Source organism: Mycolicibacterium sp. MU0050 (genome assembly GCF_963378085.1).
Lineage (GTDB): Bacteria > Actinomycetota > Actinomycetes > Mycobacteriales > Mycobacteriaceae > Mycobacterium > Mycobacterium wendilense.
Window position 1 is genome coordinate 159,063 of the sequence record NZ_OY726395.1, and the last position, 21,624, is coordinate 180,686.

19 protein-coding genes and 1 tRNA gene are annotated in these 21,624 nt (G+C 69.9%); 8 read left to right on the forward strand and 12 right to left on the reverse strand.

Features of this window, described 5'->3' with window-relative positions:
• Nucleotides 1–133 precede the first annotated feature (133 nt).
• Genes R2K23_RS00720 through R2K23_RS00740 form a run of 5 tightly spaced genes read right to left on the reverse strand, consistent with a single transcriptional unit; the run spans nt 134 to nt 7,855 of the window.
• Nucleotides 134–3,400 carry an arabinosyltransferase domain-containing protein gene (locus R2K23_RS00720; protein ID WP_316513661.1) on the reverse strand — a complete coding sequence of 1,089 codons (3,267 nt, stop codon included), beginning with the start codon at nt 3,398–3,400 and terminating at the stop codon, nt 134–136.
• On the reverse strand, nt 3,400–5,253 hold the full coding sequence (locus tag R2K23_RS00725; RefSeq protein WP_316513662.1) for a galactan 5-O-arabinofuranosyltransferase: 1,854 nt from the start codon (nt 5,251–5,253) through the stop codon (nt 3,400–3,402). The genes R2K23_RS00720 and R2K23_RS00725 overlap by 1 nt, the downstream gene beginning before the upstream one ends.
• Nucleotides 5,254–5,255: 2 nt before the next feature.
• Complete coding sequence (locus R2K23_RS00730; RefSeq protein ID WP_316513663.1) at nt 5,256–6,038, reverse strand: decaprenylphospho-beta-D-erythro-pentofuranosid-2-ulose 2-reductase; 783 nt, start codon at nt 6,036–6,038, stop codon at nt 5,256–5,258.
• A complete protein-coding gene (locus tag R2K23_RS00735) occupies nt 6,039–7,409 on the reverse strand; it encodes an FAD-binding oxidoreductase (protein WP_316513664.1) in 1,371 nt (456 codons plus the stop codon).
• Nucleotides 7,410–7,441: 32 nt separating this feature from the next.
• Complete coding sequence (locus tag R2K23_RS00740) at nt 7,442–7,855, reverse strand: GtrA family protein (protein WP_316513665.1); 414 nt, start codon at nt 7,853–7,855, stop codon at nt 7,442–7,444.
• Nucleotides 7,856–7,898: 43 nt separating this feature from the next.
• Here R2K23_RS00740 and R2K23_RS00745 point away from each other — a divergent pair, with 43 nt between their 5' ends.
• Nucleotides 7,899–8,516, forward strand: coding sequence for an HD domain-containing protein (locus R2K23_RS00745; RefSeq protein ID WP_316513666.1), 618 nt, complete (start codon nt 7,899–7,901; stop codon nt 8,514–8,516).
• 58 nt (nt 8,517–8,574) lie between these two features.
• On the opposite strand, the gene pdxR is transcribed toward R2K23_RS00745, so the two are convergent.
• Nucleotides 8,575–10,002, reverse strand: coding sequence for a MocR-like pyridoxine biosynthesis transcription factor PdxR (pdxR, locus tag R2K23_RS00750; protein WP_316513667.1), 1,428 nt, complete (start codon nt 10,000–10,002; stop codon nt 8,575–8,577).
• A gap of 50 nt (nt 10,003–10,052) precedes the next feature.
• Between pdxR and R2K23_RS00755 the strand changes: the two genes are divergently transcribed.
• Entirely contained in the window at nt 10,053–10,517 is a 465-nt protein-coding gene (locus R2K23_RS00755; protein WP_316513668.1) for a carboxymuconolactone decarboxylase family protein, read from the forward strand.
• A 70-nt stretch (nt 10,518–10,587) separates the two neighbouring features.
• Entirely contained in the window at nt 10,588–11,022 is a 435-nt protein-coding gene (locus R2K23_RS00760) for a pyridoxamine 5'-phosphate oxidase family protein (protein ID WP_316513669.1), read from the forward strand.
• 7 nt (nt 11,023–11,029) lie between these two features.
• Here R2K23_RS00760 and wzm read toward each other — a convergent pair whose 3' ends face one another.
• From wzm to R2K23_RS00780, 4 genes are read right to left on the reverse strand one after another with little or no spacing between them, the layout of a single operon-like run.
• Entirely contained in the window at nt 11,030–11,860 is an 831-nt protein-coding gene (wzm, locus tag R2K23_RS00765) for a galactan export ABC transporter permease subunit Wzm/RfbD (protein WP_316513670.1), read from the reverse strand.
• A complete protein-coding gene (gene glfT1 / locus R2K23_RS00770) occupies nt 11,857–12,780 on the reverse strand; it encodes a galactofuranosyltransferase GlfT1 (RefSeq protein ID WP_316513671.1) in 924 nt (307 codons plus the stop codon). Before glfT1 ends, wzm begins: the two co-directional genes overlap by 4 nt.
• Nucleotides 12,777–13,577: a galactan export ABC transporter ATP-binding subunit Wzt/RfbE gene (wzt, locus tag R2K23_RS00775; protein WP_316513673.1), complete on the reverse strand. Its 801-nt coding sequence runs from the start codon at nt 13,575–13,577 to the stop codon at nt 12,777–12,779. The genes glfT1 and wzt overlap by 4 nt, the downstream gene beginning before the upstream one ends.
• Nucleotides 13,578–13,586: 9 nt before the next feature.
• A complete protein-coding gene (locus R2K23_RS00780; protein WP_316517558.1) occupies nt 13,587–14,045 on the reverse strand; it encodes a bacterial proteasome activator family protein in 459 nt (152 codons plus the stop codon).
• A gap of 641 nt (nt 14,046–14,686) precedes the next feature.
• Here R2K23_RS00780 and R2K23_RS00785 point away from each other — a divergent pair.
• Nucleotides 14,687–15,883, forward strand: a complete 1,197-nt coding sequence (locus R2K23_RS00785) for a cysteine desulfurase-like protein (RefSeq protein WP_316513674.1) — start codon at nt 14,687–14,689, stop codon at nt 15,881–15,883.
• Nucleotides 15,884–15,888: 5 nt separating this feature from the next.
• Here R2K23_RS00785 and R2K23_RS00790 read toward each other — a convergent pair whose 3' ends face one another.
• Entirely contained in the window at nt 15,889–16,869 is a 981-nt protein-coding gene (locus R2K23_RS00790; protein WP_316513676.1) for an NAD(P)H-quinone oxidoreductase, read from the reverse strand.
• Between the two features lie 65 nt (nt 16,870–16,934).
• Here R2K23_RS00790 and R2K23_RS00795 point away from each other — a divergent pair, with 65 nt between their 5' ends.
• From R2K23_RS00795 to R2K23_RS00810, 4 genes are all read left to right on the forward strand, one after another.
• Nucleotides 16,935–17,447 carry a MarR family winged helix-turn-helix transcriptional regulator gene (locus R2K23_RS00795; RefSeq protein ID WP_316513677.1) on the forward strand — a complete coding sequence of 171 codons (513 nt, stop codon included), beginning with the start codon at nt 16,935–16,937 and terminating at the stop codon, nt 17,445–17,447.
• Between the two features lie 33 nt (nt 17,448–17,480).
• A tRNA-Ser gene (locus R2K23_RS00800) sits at nt 17,481–17,567 on the forward strand.
• Nucleotides 17,568–17,696: 129 nt separating this feature from the next.
• Nucleotides 17,697–18,929, forward strand: coding sequence for an FAD-dependent oxidoreductase (locus R2K23_RS00805; RefSeq protein ID WP_316513679.1), 1,233 nt, complete (start codon nt 17,697–17,699; stop codon nt 18,927–18,929).
• A 97-nt stretch (nt 18,930–19,026) separates the two neighbouring features.
• Entirely contained in the window at nt 19,027–20,292 is a 1,266-nt protein-coding gene (locus R2K23_RS00810; RefSeq protein ID WP_316513680.1) for an MFS transporter, read from the forward strand.
• Here the strand turns inward: R2K23_RS00810 and lipE are convergent.
• Nucleotides 20,289–21,527, reverse strand: coding sequence for a lipase LipE (gene lipE / locus R2K23_RS00815; RefSeq protein ID WP_316513681.1), 1,239 nt, complete (start codon nt 21,525–21,527; stop codon nt 20,289–20,291). The two genes, R2K23_RS00810 and lipE, sit on opposite strands and share 4 nt — an antisense overlap.
• Nucleotides 21,528–21,624 lie beyond the last annotated feature (97 nt).

The following is a 21,624-nucleotide window of genomic DNA, read 5'->3' on the forward strand; positions in this document are numbered from 1 at the left end:
CGGCCTAGGAGGCTACTAAGGGCCGCGCCGAGCAGGGTTTTGGTCGGCTGCCGGCGCGCGTGTCCACCCAGGTACAGATTCCGGCGAAATTGTGTACCTGGGTGGACATCAGGCGCGGGCAGGCCGCGCCGAGTCAGGACTGACGCAGCGGCGCGGGGCTCCACAACCCGCTGCGCGTCGCGGTGCCCAGGTCGATCTCGGCGGGCTCGGCGGCCGGATAGAACGGCAGCAACCGCTGCAGCGAACCCCAGTCGCGGAACCAGTCGTCCTGCAGGTAGGTGGGCACCGTCGAGGCGCGGAACAGCAGTTCGGACAGCCCCAGCGGTCCGCCGCCCAGGTAGTCCATCACCGGCGAGTTGGCCTCCGCGCCGAAGCGGTCCGGCAGGATGCGCCACTTGGGCACCTCGGTCACGCCGTACTGGTGCCCGAACGGCCGCTGGCACGGGAAGGCGAGGCCCACCAGCCAGTCCAGGAACACCGGGTCCTCGGAGCCGACGACGTCCTGCAGCGACTCGAGGACCGGGATGCGCGGCGGGGTCAGCGCGATCCAGTGGGTGGGGGCCAGGTCGTCGTCGGTGGCGACCAGCCGGATCTGGGTGGCCTCGCGCGGGATGGCGGCCAGCGGGGCCCGCAGGTTGCGCCAGGCCGGCGCGGCGCCGACATCGGCGAAGCCGATCGACCCGCCCGGCTTCCCGTCCGCACCGGCCCACTGCACCAGGACCTCGCCGGAGTCGAAGCGACCGGCCGCCGAGACCACCAGCAGCGGCCCGGCCTCCTCGCGCGGCGGCAGCTGGTACCACGCCGAACGCAGCACCGCCGGTTGCTGCACGCCGGAGCGCCAGCTGCCGAGTACCGGGGTGGTCGCCGGGTTGAGACCGAACGGCAGGCGGGCGCGGGACCCGTTGGCGCCGGTGGTGGCGATGGTGCCGCCCTCGGTGCCGGCTTCGCCGGTGTTGTCCTCGGCGTCGCCGGTGTCGGCGAAGTTGGTGGCCTCCGGGCTGTCGGTGACCGCGTCCGGCGACACGTCCGAGGGAATGCCGTTGGGGGAGAAGCCGGTTGCGATCACCTGGCCGAGCGCGGCGCCGATCTCGACGCCGGGGGCGGGACTGAGCATGCCGATGTTGGGGTCCTGTTCGACCATCACGTCGGTGGCCAGCCCGCAGGTTTTCCCGGTCAGGGCCTGCAGGTTGGACCGGCCCACCGACCACGCCGGGTATTGCGCGGTCATGCCCAGCGTCAGCGAGACGACCTCGAAGAGCACCAGGAACCACGACGCAATTGCCAACGGGGAGCGCAACAGTCGGCCGAACCGGTTGGACCGCCAGGGGGCGTCGCCGTTTCCGGGGGAGGTGAACTTGAAGTGGAAGTACGCGGCCAGCAGCAACGCCAGCACGGAGAGCCCCAGCAGGATGGTGGTGAAGCCGAACTTCCACTCCGGAAACTGGTTCGACCACGGCACCCCGAAGTTCGAGACGTACCACCAGCCGTTGACCGTGGCGAACGACAGGGCCACCACGAACAGCACCACGGCGCCGAAGATGGTCCGGTTGCGGCGCGACTTCATCGCGTGCGCGGTGACCGCGACCGCCGCCAGCGCGCCGAGTGACCCGGCCAGCCCGGCGAACACGCCGAAGTGGTGCGTCCACTTGGTCGGGGTCAGCATCAGCGCCAGGAACGAGACGATGGTGATGCCGATGATGCGCCGGCTCGGGCCCGCGGCGGTGCCGGGAATCCGGCCCTTGCGCAACGACATCGCCACCGCAACGCCCAGCGCGAGCAGCACCGAGAGCACCGCGAAACGGCGGGCCACCGACCCGTCCGGGCTGGTGGTGAACAGCCGCGAGTAGCGGATGTGCTCGTCGAACCAGCTCAGGCTCGGCCCGATCGCGGACTTGAAGGTGCTGGCCTGGATTTCGGCGGCGAACGTCTGGTCGCGGAAGATCAGGATCGCGGTGACGGTGACGGCGGCGGCCAGCGGGGCGAGCAGCGCCAGCCGGCCGAACTGCCGGGTGCGCCGATGCATGATGGTGCGCAGCGGCCCGATGGCCACCAGCAACGCGCCGATGGAGGCCACGCCGGTGGGACCGGAGAACAACGTCAGCGCACCGATGATGCAGGCGACCGCGACCGGCAGCAGCCGGCTGGTCGCTACCGCGCGCTCCACCGAGCACCAGGTCAGCAGGATGCCCAGGGCGATGATCGGCTCGGGCCGCAGGCCGTTGTTCAGCGGCAACCACACCGCCAGGAACATGCCCGCCGCGGTCCAGCTGGCCGCGGTGCTCTTCTTGACCGCGCTGCCCAGCCGCGGCAGCACCTCGCGGCTGATCACCCACCAGCACGCCAGCGCCATCAGCAGGGTCGGCAGCCGCATCCAGACGCTGGCGGTCGACACCTGCGACCACACCGCGAGCAGGTCGTAGTACCAGCCGAACGGCGCCTCGGGGGTGCCGAACCAGCGGTAGTAGTTGGCCATGTAACCGGCGTCACCCGACACCCGGGCCATGGTCAGGATGTAGCCGTCGTCGGCGGTGTTGGCGCCGACGAAATGCCACCACACCAGGACGGTGGCGACCAGCGCGTCCAGGCCGGTCATCGACCACCAGCGCGACGGCAGGAAGCGGCGGTGCCGGACGCCGTCGGCGGTGTCCAGGACGTGCAGCGCGATCAGCGCGGCGATGGTCAGCAGGACGCCGAGGATCATCGCGACGAGCTTCAGCGTGGTCGGCGCGGTGCTGTAGCGGCTGTCGATGGTGGCCGACAGACTCAGGCCCGGCGGGGCGGGACCTTCCAGGTCGGTGAACACCCCGACGATCTGCGGCCGGAAGTCGTAGCCGCCCCGTTCCCCGCGCAGCGGCGCGTCGGGGTCGTCCGGTGTCGCGTCGGTGCCGTCGGCCTGGGTGAGGCCGACGAACTCGGCGGTGACCTGGTCGGCGTGCGCGGTGAACTTCAGTTCCTGGCAGGCCGGGCTGAGCACCGCGCTCATCGGGGCGACGACCACCGGGGTGTTGCGCACCACGACGTTGAGGTTGTTGTTGGCGCGTTCGATCAGCAGGCCGCGGTCGACGGCCTTGGGTGCCTGCTTGGGCACCGTGGACAGCAGCACCGAGCGGCCGTTGTCCGGGCCGTCCAATGCGCCGGCCACCCGACACGGGATGGTGATCTCCAGGTCGGTGGCGACATAGGAGATCAGCGGCGCGGTGACGCTGTCGAGTTCGCCGTTCTGCGGCCAGTTCAGTTCCGCGGTGGTCTGTTCGACGGGCAGGAACGGGGTGGCGATCGCCAGCAGGGCGCCCAGCAATCCCGCGACAATGGCGACAGTGCGGGCCGTGCGGTATCTAGGCGCCGTGTCGTCCACGGACCTAGATGGTAATGCTCCCGGTCCGGGGGGTCGCACCGTCATCAGGGCTGGTTCCTGATCGCCAGCACGAACGGCCCGAATGTCTGGACGTCGAAGTGCGGTTCGGCGAACAGCGCCGACCCCAACTCGACGGTGTAGCGGCGGACGTTCGGCTGGTTGGGGTAGACGTCCTCGGCCAGGCGCAGCGTGTAGGCGTCACCGGCGCCGCGGCGCATCAGGAACACCTCGGGCGGGCGCCAGGGCAACGCGTCCAGAGTTGCCGCGAACTGTTCGGCGGTCTCGAGATCGGCCCACTCCTCGATGGCCGCGGCCCGCTGGTCGAACTGGGCCAGCGGGTTGGCGTAGTGCGAGGTCAATCCCTGGAATCCGAGGTAGGGGTAGTACGCCAGGAAGCTGTAGTCGGCGGTCAGCACCACCGTCTCGTCGCGCGGCTTGCCCGTGGCGGCGCGGATGGCTTCGTCGATCTTCGCGTAGTACTTCTCCGCGCCGGGGGGACGACGGTCGGCGCGCTGCCCGTCGCCGTCGGTGTCGGTGTAGGCCACCGCGAGGTCTGGCCGCAGCACGTCGGGGATGTCCTGGCTGAACGCCATTCCGCCGGCGAGCCCGATGACCGCCGCCACCGGGATCAGCGTCCGGTTCCAGCGGGCGGCCGCCGCGAGCGTCACCTCGATGAAGCCGAACGCGCCGGCCGCGGCCAGCAGGGTGGTCAGGGTCGGCTGCAGGCGGAAGGACAGCAGCGTGGTGCCCGCCAGCGTGGTCAGCATCGACAACAGTGACCACAGGTAGATGGTGAGCACCCCGACGGCCAGCGCCCCGGCCCGCACCGAGGAGCGCGCCCGGACGATCAGCCACAGCGTGCCGAGCATGCACAGCGCACCCAGCAGCGAGAACTGCAGCATGGGGAAGGTCAGCACCGCGCCGTCGGCCGGCAGGTAGTGCTGTGCGCTACCGGTGTCCGACATCGGGTCGCGCAGCGCACGCAGCAGGAACGGCAACCAGGTGATCAAGGCGATCGGGATGGCGATCGCGGCGGCCACCGCCAGCCGCAGCAGGGGGGCGATGCTGCGCCGGGCGATCGCCAGCGCCGCGGCCATGATGGTGATGGTCAGCGCGGCCAGGCCGAGCAGCAGGGTGTAGAAGGTGGCGGTGACGCCGAGGAAGATCCCGACGCCCACGACGGCCGCCCATCCCGAGTGAGCTCGGGCGCGCAGCCCCGACCACGCCAGCACCAGCACCGGCGGCAGCAACACGGTGACGATCGCGGCGTACGGCTCGGGGGAGGCGTAGGCGAGCATCACCGCGGTGGTGGTGATCGTGACGATCAGGGCGTACTCGAACCGGATCAGCGCGGTCCACAGGGCGAACGCCAGCACCACGGCGACGGCGATCGAGGTGACGGCCCACGGCTTGTACATCTCCCAGCCGGGTATCCCGGCCAGGTCGGCGGCCCGCCCGCCCAGCCAGAACCAGCCCGGCGGGTAGAACGGCGGCAGGTCCGCGTAGGTCATGTCGCGCAGCGCGGCGTTGTCGGCGAACCGGGTCAGGTACTCGGTGCGGAACTGCTGGTCCACCGAGATGCCGAACAGGTAGAGCTTGGTGGCGCCCAGCGGCATGCCCAGGGTGGCCACCACGAAAGCCGCCAGGAAAACCGTGGCGCCCAGCTGCGCGAGCCGCCGCCTCCCACGGCGCCCCAGCCAGCCGGCGCCGACAAGTGCTGCCAGGCAGACGAATTGGCCGACCGTGGTCAGCGCGTGCAGCTGATTGCTGGACGGAAACGCTGGCCATTCCACGCGGCCGATGGCGACCAGCGCAACGACGGAGACCACCACGGCGACCGCCGCCGCCAGCGCCATCCGGCCGCCCGCGCTGGCAGCGCGGAGTAGCGCTGTCTTCATGATCAGAGGGGCAGCTTGCGGAAGATGCGCCGGGGGATGTGGCGCAGCACCGACATCAGCAGGCGGACCGGTCCGGGCGCCCACACCAGCTCGCGGCCCTTGGCCGCCGAGGTCACCGCCAGCTCGGCGACGTCCTCCTTGTTCACCGTGAACGGTGCTTCCTTGGCGCCGGTGGCCTTCCAGTGCTCCAGGGTGGTGGTGGTGCGCACCTGTCCGGGCCGGATCACCAGGACCCGCACCCCGAACTCGCGCAGCGCCTCCCCGAGACCCAGGTAGAAGCCGTCGAGACCGGCCTTGGTGGAGCCGTAGACGAAGTTGGACCGGCGCACGCGCTCGCCGGCCACCGACGACATCGCGATGATCTGGCCGCTGCCCTGTGCCCGCATCTTCTCGCCGACGAGGACGCCGACCGACACCGCGGCCGTGTAGTTGATCTGGGCGGCCTGCACGGCCTTGGCCTGGTTCTGCCAGAGTTCCTCGGCGTCGCCGAGCACGCCGAATGCCACGATCGCGACGTCGACATCGCCGTTGGCCCAAGCGGATTCGATCACCGCGGGGTGGGCCTGCGGGTCCAGGGCGTCGAAATCCAGGTATTCGACCGAGCTGGCCCCGGCGGCCTCCATCTGGGCGATGGCCGCCTCGCGCCGCGGCGCGTTCGGCAGGTCGGCGAGGATGATCCGCGCCTGCGCGTCCCGCAGGTAGCGTTCGCAGATCGCCAGGCCGATCTCGGAGGTGCCACCCAGCAGCAGAATGGTCTGCGGGTTCCCCACGGCATCAAAAACCATTTACTGCAGCTCCAGACGTCGGGCCATGTCGGACATGAACACTCCTTCGGGATCGACCTTGCGGCGCTGGGCGATCCATTCGTCGATCCGCGGGTACATGGCGTGGAAGGTGGCGGCGGTGGTGCGCGAATCCTTGGCGGTGTAGAGCCGGCCGCCGAATTCCAACACCCGCTTGTCCAGGCCGGTGAGGAACTCGCTCAGGCCGGCCTTGACGGGGAAGTCGACGCAGACGTTCCAGCCCGGGATCGGAAAGCTCAGCGGCGCTTGATTTCCGGCCCCGAACAGCTTGAACACGTTGAGGAACGACACGTGTCCGCTGGCCTGGATGTCGCGCATGATCGCCTTGAACTCGTCGACCGCCTCGGTGGGCACCACGAACTGGTACTGGGTGAAACCGGCTGAGCCGTAGGCTCGATTCCATTCGCCGACCATGTCCAGCGGGTGGTAGAACTGCGTCAGATTCTGGGCCTTGCCCCGGTAGGTCTTGCCTATCCGGTACCAGAGCTCGGTCATGGGCCCGAAGGTGAACTTGTTGGCCAACCCGTTGGGGAAGATGTCCGGCGCGGTGAAGAATTGCGGCGCATCGAATTTCAGCGGGTCCTTGGCCAGCGAGTCGGGCAGCTGGTCGAGGGTGGCCAGCGATCCGCGGGAGATGACCGCGCGGCCGAGTTTCGGTGGGGCGCTGATGGCGTCGAACCAGGCGCTGGAATAGGTGTAGTCGGATTCGCTGCCGTCGCTGTGGAACGCGACCGTCTCGTCGAGGCCGCCGGTCACGTCGCCGTCGGCGATGAAGTAGGCGGTCTCGGTGGGCGTCATCGCGATGGTCGCGCGCAGGATGATGCCGGTGAGCCCGTTGCCGCCGACGGTGGCCCAGAACAGCTCCGAGTCGGCGCCGTCGGGGGTCAGATGGTGGGTCCGGCCGTCCGCGGTGAGCAGGTCCATGGCGCGCACGTGGTTGCCGAAGCTGCCCGCGCTGTGATGGTTCTTGCCGTGGATGTCGCAGGCGATGGCCCCGCCGACGGTGACCTGCCGGGTGCCCGGCAGCACCGGCACCCACAGGCCGAGCGGCAGCGCGGCGCGCATCAGCTGGTCGAGGTTCACCCCGGCGTCCACGTCCACCAGATGGGTGTGGGCGTCCATGGAGTGGATGCGGTTGAGCACCGACATGTCGACGACCAGTCCGCCGCCATTCTGGGCGTTGTCGCCGTAGGAGCGGCCCAGACCGCGCGCGATCACGCCGCGTCCGGAGCCGTCGGCCGCCCGCGCGACCGCTTCGACGACTTCCTCGGGATCGCGGGGTGCGAGCACCTCGGCGACCGAGGGTGCGGTGCGCCCCCACCCCGTCAGGCGCCGCGTCGTAACGGTAGACATCGCTGGCAAGGGTACCGCGCGGGCTACGGCGGTCAGCGCAGCCGGAAGATCACGGCCCGCTGCACCACGAAGTTGATCACGGTGGCGGTGCCCTGGGCGATCACGAACGCCACCGGAACCTGCCACGGCCGGCCCGCGAACTGCAGATAGAACAGGTAGTTGATGCCGATCTGCACGGCATAGGTCAGCGCATAGAGCACCATGACCGCGATGAACCGGGCCCGGCTGGGCGGCGCCTGGAACGTCCAGCGCCGGTTGATCAGGTACGCCGTGGTGGTGCCGGCGATGAAGCCCAGCGTCTTGGCGACGTTGACGTGCAGGCCCGCGGCCAGCAGGGCGACGTAGAGACCGAAGTCCACCACGGCGGACAACCCGCCGGTGATCACGAACCGCAGCACCTGCGTCTTCAGGGTGAGCGGGGCACCCGGGGGAACAGTCTCGGCCATCGCGGGGAAGCTTACGGGTCGGCGAACCTGCGACAATGGTCGCGTGGAGGAACTGATCCGGGCCTGGCGAGCCCTGATTGCGCCGCACACCTCGGCGCCGCAAGCCGAGGAGGTCGGCCGGGCGCTGCTGGCCAGTTGGTCGGAACCGCACCGCCGCTACCACGACCTGGTGCACCTGCGCGGCGTGCTCACCGCCATCGACGAACTAGCCGCGCTGGCCACCGACCCGGACGCGGTCCGGCTGGCGGCCTGGTACCACGACGCGGTGTACGACGGCAGTCCCGACGACGAGGAGCGCAGCGCGCGCCGGGCGGAGACGGAACTGACCGCGCTGGGCGTCGCCGCCGACCTGGTGGCCGAGGTGGCCCGGCTGGTGCGGATGACCGTCGAACACGATCCCGCCCCCGGCGACCGCAACGCCGAGGTGCTCTCCGACGCGGACCTCGCCGCGCTCGCGGTCGGCGCCGAGGACTACCGGCGCAACTCCGCCGCCATCCGCTCCGAATACGCGCACGTGTCCGACGAGGCGTTCCGGGCCGGCCGGGCCCGGGTGATCGAGGCCATGCTGGTGGGCCCGCGGCTGTTCCGCACCGAGATCGCGCGCCGGCGGTGGGAGCCGCAGGCCCGCGCCAACCTGCAGGCCGAGTTGGCGCAGCTGTAGCCGGCCCTCGGGTGGACTGGCAGAGAGCCGTTCGCCGGCGTCCCGCGCGGTGAGAGCTTCAGCGCACTCCGTGAAGGGCCGCCGTGAGCACCTCGACCAGCGCGTCGACCGCGGCGCCGAAGGCGTGATCGGCCAGGGTGCCGAAGTTGACGACGACACCGTCGGGGCGCGGAACCTGTGGGCCGGCCTGCGGATGACGTGCCCGCGACAGCCCCTCCAGCGCCACCCCGGCGTCGCCCGCGCGCTGTAGCACCGCGCGTTCGGTGCCGGCGGGCAGTTTCAGCAGCAGGTGCAGGCCCGCGGGCACCCCACTGATCTCGATGCCCGGGGTGAGGTGCCGCAGCCGGTGCACCAGCTCGTCGCGCCGCCGCCGATACTTGGCGCGCTGGCGTCGAATGTGCTTGTCGTAGTGCCCATTCCGGATGAACTCGGCCATGGTCAGCTGCGCGATCGCGTCGACGTACCACTGCTGGCCGCCGGCCACGGCCAGGACCCGGTCCAGCAGGTCGGTGGGCACCACCATCCAGCCCAGCCGCAACACCGGCGAGAGGCTCTTGCTCGGGGACCCGAGGTACAGCACCCGCTGCGGGTCCAGGCTCTGCAGCGCGCCGACAGGCTGTCGGTCGTAACGGAATTCGCCGTCGTAGTCGTCCTCGAGGAGGTAGCTGTCGGTGCGCTGCGCCCACCGCACCAGGGCGGTGCGCCGGGACGGGTGCAGCGGTACGCCGTGTGGGTAGTGGTGGGCCGGCGTGACCAGCATGGCCGGGACGTCGAGGTCGTCCAATTCCTCGACCGCCGCGCCCATGTCGTCGATGCCGACCGGGACGGTGCGGGCCCCGGCCGCGGTGATGCAGTCGCGAAAGAGGAAGAGCCCGTAGGCCTCCACGGCGATGGGGCCGGCCGGGCCGAACACCCGGGCCGCCAGTTCGACGGCATGCCGGGTCCCGGCGCAGATCACCACGTTGTCGGCCCCGACGTGCACGCCGCGGGTGCGCGACAGGTACTCGGCCAGCGCCTCGCGCAGTTCGGGCCGCCCGCGGGGGTCGCCCATCCGCAGCGCCTCGGTGGGCGCGGTGTTCAGCGCGCGTCGGGCCGAGGACAACCATGCCGCGCGTGGAAACGCCGACACATCCGGGGAACCCGGCATCAGATTGTGGGTGGGGGTGGCACGGGTGCCGCGGGGCCGAGCCGGGACACTCGGGCGCGCCGGGCTCACCACCCAGGTCCCCGCGCCCTGACGCGACGCCAGCCAGCCCTCGGCGATCAGTTCCGCGTAGGCATCGGCGACGGTGTTACGGGACAGGCCGAGGTCTGCGGCCAGCGTCCGCGACGGCGGCAGCACCGTACCTGCGCTCAGGCGCCCCGAGCGCACGGCGTCGCGCAACGCACCCAGCAACACGTCGCGCACGCCGCGGCTGCCGGGGGTGATCGACTCGCGCAGGTCGAGGTGCAGGTCCCGCGCCCCCGTATTGGCCCACGAACTCACGCTGTGATTGCACCACAAACGCGGGCCGATCCGGGGTTAGCGTCGATGACATGACACCGACACTGACCGCCGAGCGCCTCGATCTGAACCGGGTTTCTCCGGAGATCTACGCGGCGATGATCGCCCTCGACACCGCTGCCCGCCAGGATCTGGACCCCACCCTGGCCGAGCTGATCAAGATTCGGGCCTCGCAGATCAACCACTGCGCCAACTGCATCGACATGCACACCCACGCCGCCCGCAGACGCGGCGAGACCGAGCAGCGCATCTACCTGCTCTCGGCCTGGCGGGAGATGCCGGAGCTCTACACCGAGCGGGAGCGCGCGGCGCTCGCGTTGACCGAGGAGATGACCGTGCTCTCCGGTGGCGAGCACGTCTCGGACGAGGTGTATGCGCAAGCCGCGGCGGTTTTCGCCGAGCGGGAGCTCGGCCAGGTGATCGCGATGGCGTTGACCATCAACGCCTGGAACCGGATTGCCGTGACCACCCGCATGCGCCCGCCCGTGCGCAGTTAGGGCCGTTCGGCCTGACGGTCGGTGCCCGCTGTCCCTGGCAGGATCGCCGGGACGGCACGACAATGACGTCATGAGCGCCGATACCGCACCGGTCACCACGTTGAGCGACCAAGAGAGCTGGGAACTGCTGTCCGGCGTGCACCTGGGCCGGTTGGTCACGGTCATCGGCGGGCAGGCCGAGATCTTCCCGGTGAACTTCGTGGTCCAGCGGGGCACCATCCTGTTCCGCAGCGCGGAGGGCACCAAGCTGTTCGGCACCGTGATGAACGAGCGGGTGCTGTTCGAGGCCGACGACCACAACGTGGTCGAGGGGTGGAGCGTCATCGTCCGCGGCAACGCCGAGGTGCTGTACAGCTCCGAGGACATCGACGAGGCCGAACAGGCCGGGCTGTACCCCTGGATCGCGACGCTGAAGCTGCGCTACGTCCGGATCACCCCCACCGAGATCTCGGGCCGACGCTTCGTCTTCGGCCCCGAACCCGACGCCGGTCACGTCCCCGGCTGAGCTCCCGCTACACCCAGTACGGCACCCGCGCGCGGTACTGGCGCATGGCCAACAGCGCGATCGCCCAGCCCACGACCGTCAGCACCAGCACCACCAGCCAGTGCCGCAACTCCTGGGTGTCACCCAGCAGCGGCGCCCGCACAATGTCGAGGTAGTGCAGCAGTGGGTTCAGCTCGACGATCTTGATCCAGTCCTGAGCGCCCTGCTGCTGCAGCGTCTTGTCGTTCCAGATGATCGGCGTCATGAAGAACAACAACTGCACGATCGCGACGAGCAGCGGGTTGATGTCGCGGTAGCGGGTCGCCAGGATGCCGAAACACAGCGACACCCACACGCAGTTCAGCATGATCAGTCCGAGCGCCAAGATGAACGAAAGATCCGCCCAGGACCAGGGTTTCGGGAAGATGATGGCGATGATGACGTAGATGATGATGTTGTGGCCGAACAGGATCATCTGCCGCCACACCAGCCGGTAGACGTGCACGCTCAGCGGCGTCGGGAGCTGTTTGATCAGGCCCTCGTTGGCGACGAACACCTCCGAGCCCTCGATGATCGCCGCATTGATCAGGTTCCAGACGATCAGCCCCAGCGTCACATACGGCAGGTGCTCGGCCAGCTCGAGCTTGAACAGCTTCGAGTACAGGGCGCCCATGGCGATCGCCGTGGTGCCGGTGGCGATGGTGATCCAGAACGGCCCCAGCACCGACCGCCGGTACCGCTGCTTGATGTCCTGCCAGCCCAGGTGCAGCCACAGTTCGCGGCGTGCGAATCCCTCCACGAGGTCGCGACGGGCCCGGCGGAAGGTCTTGGACTCGGCGGTCGCATCGGTGAACGTCATCGTTGTCCTCTCCCGTCGCTGCCCTCGCCCCGGAAGAACCGCTCGTTTCTGCCCAGGCGGCGCAGCCGCACCCATTCCCGGAATCCCGTGGGGTCGCGACGGGACACCAGAAAGTACCAGCCGAACCGCAGCCATTCCTGTGGCAGCAGCTTGCGCATGCCGGGCTGGGACAGCAGGTAGCCGCGGTTGCGGTAGGTGAAGAAGCGCTTGGTCTCGTTGTCCGGGTACTGGGTGTGCATCCGTCCGCCCAGGATCGGCTTGAACTCGTCACCGCCCTGCGGGTGCAGGTACACCGCGTCCAGGCAGGTGCCGAACGCCAGGCCCGACCGAACCAGCCGGCGGTGCACCTCCACCTCGTCGCCGCGGAAGAACAACCGAATATCCGGCACCCCAACCGCTTCCACGGTGGATGCCCGGAACAGCGCACCGTTGAACAGCGAGGCGATGCCGGGCAGCAAGTCGTCGCCGCCGTCGCTTCGCAACTCCGAAACCCTTCGGCGCCACACCAATCCGCGCCGCAGCGGGAATGCCAGCCGCTGCGGGTCGTCCAGGTCGCACACCATCGGCGACACCTCGGCCAACCCGTGGCGCCGCGCGCAGTCCAGCAGGGTGCTCAACACCTCGGGCCCGTCGGGACGGCCGTCGTCGTCGGCGAGCCAGATCCAGTCCGCGCCGGCGGCCAGCGCGTGCAGCATGCCGAGGGCGAATCCGCCGGCGCCACCGAGGTTGCGCCGCGACGGCAGGTAGGTCGACGGGATGGGTTGCCCGGCAACCAGTTCCGCCACCCGCGCGTCGTCGTCGTTGTCGACGACGATCAGGTGATCGGGGCGACGCCGTTGTGCCGCCAACGCGTCCAGCGACTTCGCCAATTCGTCGGGACGACGGTGGGTGACAACCACCGCGCAGACGAACACACTCATGCCGACCGGGACTCTCGGGCGACCTTGTCGAGCACCTCGCGCACGGTCCGGGCGGCGTCGGGGCCCTCGTAGGCGCCCACCACCTCCTCGATCCCCCCGGTCATCCGGATGGTGCCGTGGTCGATCCACATCGCGGTCTTGCACAGCCGGGCCAGAAACTCGTTGGAATGGCTGGCGAACACCAGGATGCCCGAGCGTTCCACCAGGCTCTGCAGCCGCGACTGTGCCTTCTTGAGGAACTCCGCGTCCACCGCGCCGATCCCCTCGTCGAGCAACAGGATCTCGGGGTCGATGCTGGTGACGACGCCCATCGCCAACCGGACCCGCATGCCGGTCGAATAGGTGCGCAGCGGCATCGACAGGTACTCGCCCAACTCGGTGAACTCGGCGATCTCGTCGACCTTGGCCAGCATCTGCTTGCGGGTCTGGCCGAGGAACAGGCCGCGGATCAGGATGTTCTCGAAACCCGAGATCTCCGGGTCCATGCCCACCCCGAGGTCGAAGACGGGGGCCACCCGACCCGACACCCGGGCGGTGCCGCGGGTGGGCTCGTAGATCCCGGACAGCAGTCGCAGCAGCGTCGACTTGCCGGCCCCGTTGTGGCCGACCAACCCGACCCGGTCGCCCATCTTCAGCGACATGGTGATGTCCCGCAGCGCCTCGACCACCACGACGTTGGAGCTGTTGCGGCCGATGCTGCCGCCCGCCTTGCCCAGGAAGGCCTTCTTCAGCGAGCGCGACTTGGCGTCGAAAATGGGGAACTCGACCCAGGCGTCACGGGTCTCGATAGCGACCATCGGCGAAATCTACAGGTATTGCCCGGTGCCCGGATGCTGGCTGCCGGGGCGGCCCGGCGCGCCCATGCCCGGCGGCAGGGCGCCCTGGCGCATCTGTTCGAGCTGGGCACGCGCCGCCATCTGCTGGGCGAACAGCGCGGTCTGGATGCCGTGGAACAGGCCCTCCAGCCAGCCGACCAGCTGCGCCTGGGCGATCCGAAGTTCCGCGTCGGAGGGCACGGCGTCCTCGGTGAACGGCAACGCCAGCCGCTCGAGTTCCTCGCGCAGTTCGGGCGCCAGGCCGTCTTCCAGTTCCGCGATCGAGGTCTTGTGGATGTCGCGCAGCCGGTTGCGGCTGGCGTCGTCCAGCGGTGCGGCCTTCACCTCTTCGAGCAGTTGCTTGATCATGGTGCCGATCCGCATGACCTTGGCGGGCTGTTCGACCAGGTCGGTGACGGATTTGTCGTCGTTCCCGGCCGCGTCGGCCATCGCCTGGGGGTCTGGGACCCCGATGATCTCGATGTTGTCGTCGTCTGTGCTCACGTTTGGTGTGCTCCTCCGCGCCACGTGTAGATGCGGTCCCGCCGATGCCGTACTGGGGTGGATCGTCGTCCACTCAACTAGTGACACTAGACCGTCAGGCATTGTGGCCTCCGCTACCACGGCGCGTTCGCCGGGGACGCGACCCCGCCACTCGCGGATGGCGGCGCAGCGTTATGCGGGCGCGCTGAATCGGACGGTCCGCCGGGTTTGCCTTGTCAACGCCCGATGGTAGCCGGTGGTGGTAGCCGGCAAACAGGTCGACGGTGGGCGCGGCTCCACCCGATGGGTGGGGCGCGCGGGCTACGCACAGGAGTTTTCGGGGGCCGACGGTGGCGGGGCAGGCGACCGCGGGGCGGCACCGGCCAACTCAGCGTGGATGCGGCGAGTTAGCCGGGCGGTCCCACCCCTTGCCGCGCCGTCGAAACATGGGCCCCACCAGCAACGATCAGGGAACGGCACTCGGCGTCCGGCACGGGCTGGACTAGTATGGCTGCCCAGGTGGCCCGGATCGGACGGTGCGCGTAGTGGGGGTAGCCCGCGACCGCAGCAGTCGGGCGAATTACCTGGACCTTCTAAGGACGGCTGGGATGGCATTTGACGTTGCCAGGGTGCGCGGATTGCACCCGACGCTGGGTGACGGTTGGGTGCATTTCGATACGCAGGCGGGAATGTTAATCCCCGACGCCGTCGCGACGACGGTCTCCACGGCCTTCCGGACCACGGCGGCCAGTGCGGCCGGCCCGCATCCCTACGCACGGCGCAGCGCGACCCTGCTGAACGCCGCGCGGCAGGCGATCGCCGACCTGGTCAACGCCGATCCGCGGGGGGTGGTGCTCGGTCCCGACCGCGCGGTGCTGCTGGCCTCGCTCGCCGACGCGTCGTCGTCGCGCGCCGGGCTCGGCTACGAGGTGATCGTCAGCCGGCTCGACGACGAGGCGAACATCGCGCCGTGGCTGCGCGCGGCCAACCGGTACGGCGCCAAGGTCAAGTGGGCCGAGGTCGACATCGAGACCGGTGAGCTGCCGTCGTGGCAGTGGGAGAACCTCATCTCCAGCTCCACCCGGTTGGTGGCGCTGACGTCGGCGTCGTCGACGCTGGGCACCCTCGTCGATCTGCGCCCGGTCAGCAAGCTGATGCACGACGTGGGCGGACTGGTGATCGTCGACCACACCGCGGCCGCGCCCTATCAGCTGGTCGACATCAACGAACTCGACGCCGACGTGATGGCCCTCAACGCGGCGAGCTGGGGTGGCCCGCCCATCGGTGCGCTGGTGTTCCGGGACCCGAGCCTGATCGACTCGTTCGGTTCGGTGTCGATGGACCCCGACGCGACCGGCGTGCGCCGCCTGGAGGTGGGCCTGCACCAGTACGGCCTGCTCGGCGGGGTGGTGGCCAGTGTGGAGTACCTGGCGGGCCTGGACGAGACCGCGACGGGCACCCGCCGGGACCGGCTGGCGGTGTCCATGCGCTCGGCGTCGAACTACCTGGATCGGCTGTTCGAGTATCTGGTCAGCTCGCTGCGATCGTTGCCGCGGGTGATGCTGATCGGTCAGCCCGAGGCGCGCATCCCGGCGCTGAGCTTCGCCGTCGCCGACATCGAGGCCGAGCGGGTGGTGCAGCGGTTGGCCGACAACGGGGTGTTGGCCGTCCCGAACGCCCACTCGCGGGTCCTCGACGTCATCGGCGTCAACGACGTCGGCGGCGCGGTCACCCTCGGGTTGGCGCACTACTCGACGGTCGCCGAGGTGGACCAACTGGTCCGTGCGCTCGCGTCGCTCGGCTGACGGCTTCAGTCCACGGTCAGCAGCACCTTCCCGGCGACCTCGCCGGCCGACAGCAGTCGGTGCGCCTCGTCGGCGCGCTGGATCGGCAGCCGCGCCCCGATGACGGGTTTGACGCGGCCGTCGGCCACCATCGGCCAGACCTCGTCGACGACGGCCTGGACGATGGCGCCCTTGCCCATCGGCCCTTCGACGGGGCGGCCGCGCAGCGCGGTGCCGATCACCTTGGCGCGCTTGGCAATCAGCTTGCCGAGGTTCAGTTCGCCCTTGACGCCGCCCTGCATCCCGATCACCACCAGCCGGCCATCGGTGGCCAGCGCGTCGATGTTGCGGTCCAGGTAGACCGCACCCATGATGTCGAGGATCACGTCGGCGCCGCTCCCGTCGGACTCCTCGCGGATGCGGGCGACGAAATCCTGGTCGCGGTAGGCGATTTCGATATCGGCGCCCAACTCCCGGCACAGTTCCAGCTTGGCGTCTGATCCGGCCGTCACCGCAACCCGGGCGCCGAGTGCCTTGCAGATCTGAATTGCATTGCTGCCCACGCCACTCGCGCCGCCGTGCAGCAGCACCAGCTCGCCTCGGGTCAGGCCGGCGGTCATCACCAGGTTGGACCAGACGGTGCACGCGACCTCGGGCAGGCCCGCGGCGTCGACAAGGTCCACACCGTCGGGAATCGGCATCACCTGGGCGGCCGGAACCGCCACGTATTCGGCATAGCCACCGCCGGCCAGCAGCGCGCAAACCGGTTGCCCCACCGTCCATTCGGAGACGCCAGGGCCCAGCTCGGTCACCGTGCCGGAGACCTCCATGCCGAGCACCTCGCTGGCGCCGGGTGGGGGTGGGTAGCGCCCCGCCGCCTGCAGGAGGTCGGCGCGGTTGACCCCGGCTGCGGCGACCTTGATGGTGATTTCGCCCTGGCCGGGGGTGACGGTGGGAACCTCGCGCCAGACCAGACGGTCGGCGGCTTCTGTGACGATCCCGTGCATGCCCGCCACCGTACTACCGGACCGTTCGTTCAACGGGTGTCGGTGCCGTCATTTAGCATGGCGACATGGAGGGGATGATTGCGGGGCGGACTGAAAGTGCCATGCCGGGGCTCGATATTGCCGAGCAGCGGTCGTGGCAGAACTACCTGGATTCGGCGTTGCGGATTCACGCGACGCTGAACCGGCGGTTGACCGATGCGCACGACTTGACGCTGGTCGACGTGCGTCTGCTGGACCTGTTGGACAAGTCGTCGACGGGATCCGTGCGGATGGGCGACCTCGCGGAGGCGTTGATGTCTCTGCCGAGCCGGGTGACCAGGCAGATTCGTCGCCTCGAGACGGCGGGGTTGGTGAAGCGCACGGCCAGTCCCGACGACGGCCGTGGTGTCCTCGCCACCATCACGCCCGAGGGACGTGAGCTGGTCGGGAAGGCGATGGTGACCTACTCCCAGGGGGTGCGGACGCACTTCCTGAGCCATCTGTCGCGCCCGCAGGTCGCTGCGATGGGGGAGAACTGCCGTCGGATCAGCTCGGCGCTCAAGAACGGCGCCGGCGGGCGTCGGTACGGCCGGGGCTGAACCGGATCGACGGTCACCGCTAATGTTGTCGGCGGTGGCGTGGCAGAGCGGCCTAATGCACTCGCCTTGAAAGCGAGAGGTGTCTAACAGCACCCGGGGGTTCAAATCCCTCCGCCACCGCTCTTGTGCTCGCCGAAAGTGCGGTTGTTCGCGGGCCTTCTCGGGCGATGCGTGCAGCAACCCAACTTTCGGCGCGCCGCCCGAAATGGGTACTGGCACCCTGGAAGGTGCCGAGAGGACTCATGGGACATGAACGACACAAGCGCCGCCCCGACGTCGACGACGTGCGTCATCGCCGGAGGGGGACCGGCCGGGATGGTGCTCGGGCTGCTGCTGGCGCGGGCCGGTATCGCGGTGACGGTGATGGAAAAGCACGCCGACTTCCTGCGCGACTTCCGCGGAGACACGGTGCACCAGAGCACCCGCCGGCTGATCTCCGACCTCGGATTGTCCGAGCAGCTCGAACCCTTCTTCCGCCCCCTGGACCTCGACCGGAGACCCGCCGGCCGGGCCGCTCGCTGGATGAACCGGCGCCCGCAGCCGCCGTCCATCGGGGTGGTGCCGCAATGGGACTTCCTGGAGATGCTGGCGCGCGCCGCCGCCGACGAGCCGTCGTTCCGGCTGCTGCGCCGCACCGAGGTGGTGGGACCGATCCGGGAGCAGGGTCGGGTCACCGGCGTCCGCTACCGCGGGCCCGACGGCGTGATCCGGGAGATATCCGCCGCGCTGACAGTGGCCTGCGACGGGCGCTGGTCCCCGCTGCGAAGCGCGCTGGATCTGCGACCCCGCAGCTTCGACGTCCCGATGGACGTGTGGTGGTTCCGGCTGCCCCGCTATCCCGACGACCCCGCCGAACTCTCCGGTGTCTCCCACGTCGGCCACCGGTGCGCCATCGTCGACCGGGGCGACTACTACCAGATCGGCTATCTCATTCCCAAGGGCCACGACGCCGAACTACGGGCACGAGGAATCGAGGCGCTGCGCCGCGACATTGCCGCGCTGGTCCCTGGTCTGGCCGACCGGGTCGCCGAGCTCGGATCGCTCGACGACGTCAAACTGCTTGATGTGCAACTGAATCGGCTGCGCCGGTGGTACCGCGACGGCATCCTGTTCATCGGCGACGCCGCGCATGCCATGTCGCCGGCGGGCGGTATCGGCGTCAACCTCGCGATCGGCGATGCCGTTGCCGCCGCACGGATCATCGCGGCTCCGCTGCACGAGGGCACGTTGTCGAGCCGACACCTGGCCCGGGTGCAACTCCGGCGGACGCTTCCCACCGTCCTCACCCAGTCGGTGCAGCGACTCATGCACCGCCGGCTTCGGGAGCTTTTGGCGACTCCGGAGCCCGCGGAGCGGCGCCCGTCGCGGCTGATGTCCTGGATCGGCCGCAGCGCACCGCTGCGCGCGGTTGCCGGGTTCGTCATCACCGGCGGGCCGTTCTCGGAACGCACGCCGGACTTCGCGCGCCGGTCCCCACCATGACGGCACCGTGTCCCCCGATCGGGGGACACCCGGTTCATCCCATCGACCGGCCGATCGCCCGATAACGTAAAACCCCAGGCAGTCATAGGTTTTTCCCATGACCGCAGCCCTGGACACCGCGCTTCGCCCGACGGCTTCGAACGCCGCCGCGCAGCAGGGCCGGTTCGGGCAGCTGATCACCCACGGCACCTTCTACAGCGCCGGCACGCAGCTCAGCAACGTCGCGGTGGTGCTGCCGTTCCTGTGCGCGGGCCGCGGGATGGCCTGGCTGGCGGCGCTGCTGTACCCCGCGTACTGCATCGGCAAGGCGGTCGGTAACGCCGCGTCGCCGTGCATCCTGCACTGGTCGCGCGGCCAACGGCACCTGGTGGTCGCCGGCACGGTGGCCGCCATGGCGGTCCTGGTGAGCGCCACCGCGGCCGTGTCGACGACGGGCGGGACCATGCCGATCGCGCTGCTGCTCACCTCGGCGCTGCTGGGCCTGGGCTCGGGGCTGTCCAACGTGGCGTTCAACGACATCGCCTCCGGCCAGCTGTCCGATGCGCGGCGCGGCGATCTGTTGCTCGGCCAGAGCGCGGCCGGGTCGCTGCTGGCGGCCGCGGTCACGCTGCTGGTGGTCCCGGCCCTGATCCACGGCGACGCCGCGACCCAGGGCATGTCGCTGCTCTGGTTCGGGGCCGCGGGTCTGGCCGCGGCGGGCATCGCCGCGGTGTTCGTCGGCCCGGTCCGGGTGCCGCCCACCGCAATCCGGCAGACGCTGCGGAGCAGCATGGGCGACGGCGTGCGGGCGGCGCGGTCCCAGCCCTGGTTCCACCGCTACGCCCTGACCCAACTGGTGTTCGTGCCGGTCTCGCTGGGCAGCACCTTCTACAGCCTGCGTGCCGCCCAGGGACAGGACAACCTGCCGGTGCTCATCGTGGTCTCCAGCGCCGCGCTGCTCGTCGGTTCCGCCCTGTGGCGCGCGGTGTACCGCGCGTTCGGGGTGCGCGGCATGCTGGTCGGCAGCGCCGCGATGAGCCTCACCGCCGCGGCGGGCTGCCTGACCGCCGAGCTGTTGGGACTGTGGTCTTCGGGCTGGGTGCTCGCCGCGGTGTTCCTGCTGGCCACCATGGCCAACCAGGCGGTCTACGCGGCGTCGATGAACTGGGTGAGCCTGCTGGCCGAGAGCTGCGACCGGGCCGCGCTGCTCGGCCTGGGGTCGGCGTTCATCGCCGTGGCGACGTGCGCGATCGGCGCGGTGGTCGGCGACCTGGCCCTCGACCACGCCGACGCGCTGCCGGTGGTCCTCATGCTGGGCCTGAGCGTGGTTGCGCTGGTGATCGCGCGAAATGCGCCGTCGGCCAACGTGGTTGATCGCGCCTAGCGGGTGCGGGGGATCTCGGCGTTGATGAGGTTGAGCAGCGCCGGGTAGCGCTTGGCTTCCGGGTGCCCGCCGGGTTTGCCGCTGCTGACCACGGCCGCCGACAACGACCGCTGCGGGTCGGCCCACACCGCGATATCGACCAGGCCGGTGTGGCCGAAGGCGCCCGGGGTATCCCGCCCGAACGGGCTGAACCGCTTGTCGCCCAACATGTAACCGGTGCCCCACCGCATCGGCATCAGGCCGGTCGCGACGTCAGGGCGCAGCCGCCGGGCCGGGGCGGTCGCGGCCCGCAGGGTCTGCGGCTGCAGCACTCGGACCCCGTCCAGTTCGCCTCCCCGGCAAAGGATTTCGGCGAACCGGGACAGCTCCGCGGCGTTGGACACCGTGTTCGACGACGGCACCACGCTGGTGAGGAAATCCGCGGTGTTGCTGAACGGGATGATCTGCTGCATGGTGCCGCCGACGGCGAGCCGGAAGGCGCGGGCCACGGGCGCCGGCAGCGGCTTTCCGGTCGGGTGGCTCGGCGCCACCTCGGGCACGTCGTCGGGGGCCACGCCGAAGTTGGTCCACCGGAACCCCAGCGGCGCCAGGATCTCCTCGTGGAGGATGTCGCGGATGCTGCGACCCGTTGCCGCAGAAACAATTTCGCGGATCAGCGGACCCCAGGTGAGTCCGTGGTAGATGTGAATCAGCCCCGGCCGGTAGATCGGCTTCAGCTGCCCGAGCATCTCCCGGGCATAGTCGCTGTCGTTCATCCGGCGCAGGTCCGGGCGGGGGCCGGTGGCGAACGGCACCCCGGCGCTGTGCGTCATGACGTGGCGGATGGTGGTGCGGTCCTTGCCGTGACTGGTGTAGCTCGGTAGGTGGTCGCACACCCGGTCATCGAGCGAGAACGCGCCGCGCTCGACGAGCATGTGCACCACCGTGCTGGCGATCGCCTTGGCCGCGGAGTACACGCAGAACGGGGTATCGGGGGTGGCGAGTACCTGCTCGGCGTCTGGCGGGTCGTCGGGCGCGTTGCCCCAGCCGTGCCCGATGGCGCGATTCAGCACGACCTTTTCGTTGTGGCGCAGACAGACCTGGATGGCGGGATGCATGCCCGCGGCGTACCAATGCCGCGCGGCCTGCCAGATCCGGTCGACGGCGGCGGGGTCGACGCCGGAATGGTCCTCGGCGGCCACGGTGGTCACGGCGTCCAGGTCGGCGGGCACACGGATTCTGCCGGCTGCGGTCACCTCAGCCAGGGTACGTGGCGCCGCGGGGCCGAGATTGCGGTGCGGGCTGTGGACCCAGCCGCGGCACAGCCCGGCGTGCAATCTCGTCGGCGCCGAC

What these genes read in the sequence shown, in the direction of transcription:
- R2K23_RS00720 (WP_316513661.1), bottom strand. Translation starts at nt 3,400, where the DNA reads ATGACGGTGCGACCCCCCGGACCGGGAGCATTACCATCTAGGTCCGTG.
- R2K23_RS00725 (WP_316513662.1), bottom strand. Translation starts at nt 5,253, where the DNA reads ATGAAGACAGCGCTACTCCGCGCTGCCAGCGCGGGCGGCCGGATGGCG.
- R2K23_RS00730 (WP_316513663.1), bottom strand. Translation starts at nt 6,038, where the DNA reads ATGGTTTTTGATGCCGTGGGGAACCCGCAGACCATTCTGCTGCTGGGT.
- R2K23_RS00735 (WP_316513664.1), bottom strand. Translation starts at nt 7,409, where the DNA reads ATGTCTACCGTTACGACGCGGCGCCTGACGGGGTGGGGGCGCACCGCA.
- R2K23_RS00740 (WP_316513665.1), bottom strand. Translation starts at nt 7,855, where the DNA reads ATGGCCGAGACTGTTCCCCCGGGTGCCCCGCTCACCCTGAAGACGCAG.
- R2K23_RS00755 (WP_316513668.1), top strand. Translation starts at nt 10,053, where the DNA reads ATGACACCGACACTGACCGCCGAGCGCCTCGATCTGAACCGGGTTTCT.
- R2K23_RS00760 (WP_316513669.1), top strand. Translation starts at nt 10,588, where the DNA reads ATGAGCGCCGATACCGCACCGGTCACCACGTTGAGCGACCAAGAGAGC.
- wzm (WP_316513670.1), bottom strand. Translation starts at nt 11,860, where the DNA reads ATGACGTTCACCGATGCGACCGCCGAGTCCAAGACCTTCCGCCGGGCC.
- glfT1 (WP_316513671.1), bottom strand. Translation starts at nt 12,780, where the DNA reads ATGAGTGTGTTCGTCTGCGCGGTGGTTGTCACCCACCGTCGTCCCGAC.
- wzt (WP_316513673.1), bottom strand. Translation starts at nt 13,577, where the DNA reads ATGGTCGCTATCGAGACCCGTGACGCCTGGGTCGAGTTCCCCATTTTC.
- R2K23_RS00780 (WP_316517558.1), bottom strand. Translation starts at nt 14,045, where the DNA reads ATGGCCGACGCGGCCGGGAACGACGACAAATCCGTCACCGACCTGGTC.
- R2K23_RS00785 (WP_316513674.1), top strand. Translation starts at nt 14,687, where the DNA reads ATGGCATTTGACGTTGCCAGGGTGCGCGGATTGCACCCGACGCTGGGT.
- R2K23_RS00790 (WP_316513676.1), bottom strand. Translation starts at nt 16,869, where the DNA reads ATGCACGGGATCGTCACAGAAGCCGCCGACCGTCTGGTCTGGCGCGAG.
- R2K23_RS00795 (WP_316513677.1), top strand. Translation starts at nt 16,935, where the DNA reads ATGGAGGGGATGATTGCGGGGCGGACTGAAAGTGCCATGCCGGGGCTC.
- R2K23_RS00805 (WP_316513679.1), top strand. Translation starts at nt 17,697, where the DNA reads ATGAACGACACAAGCGCCGCCCCGACGTCGACGACGTGCGTCATCGCC.
- R2K23_RS00810 (WP_316513680.1), top strand. Translation starts at nt 19,027, where the DNA reads ATGACCGCAGCCCTGGACACCGCGCTTCGCCCGACGGCTTCGAACGCC.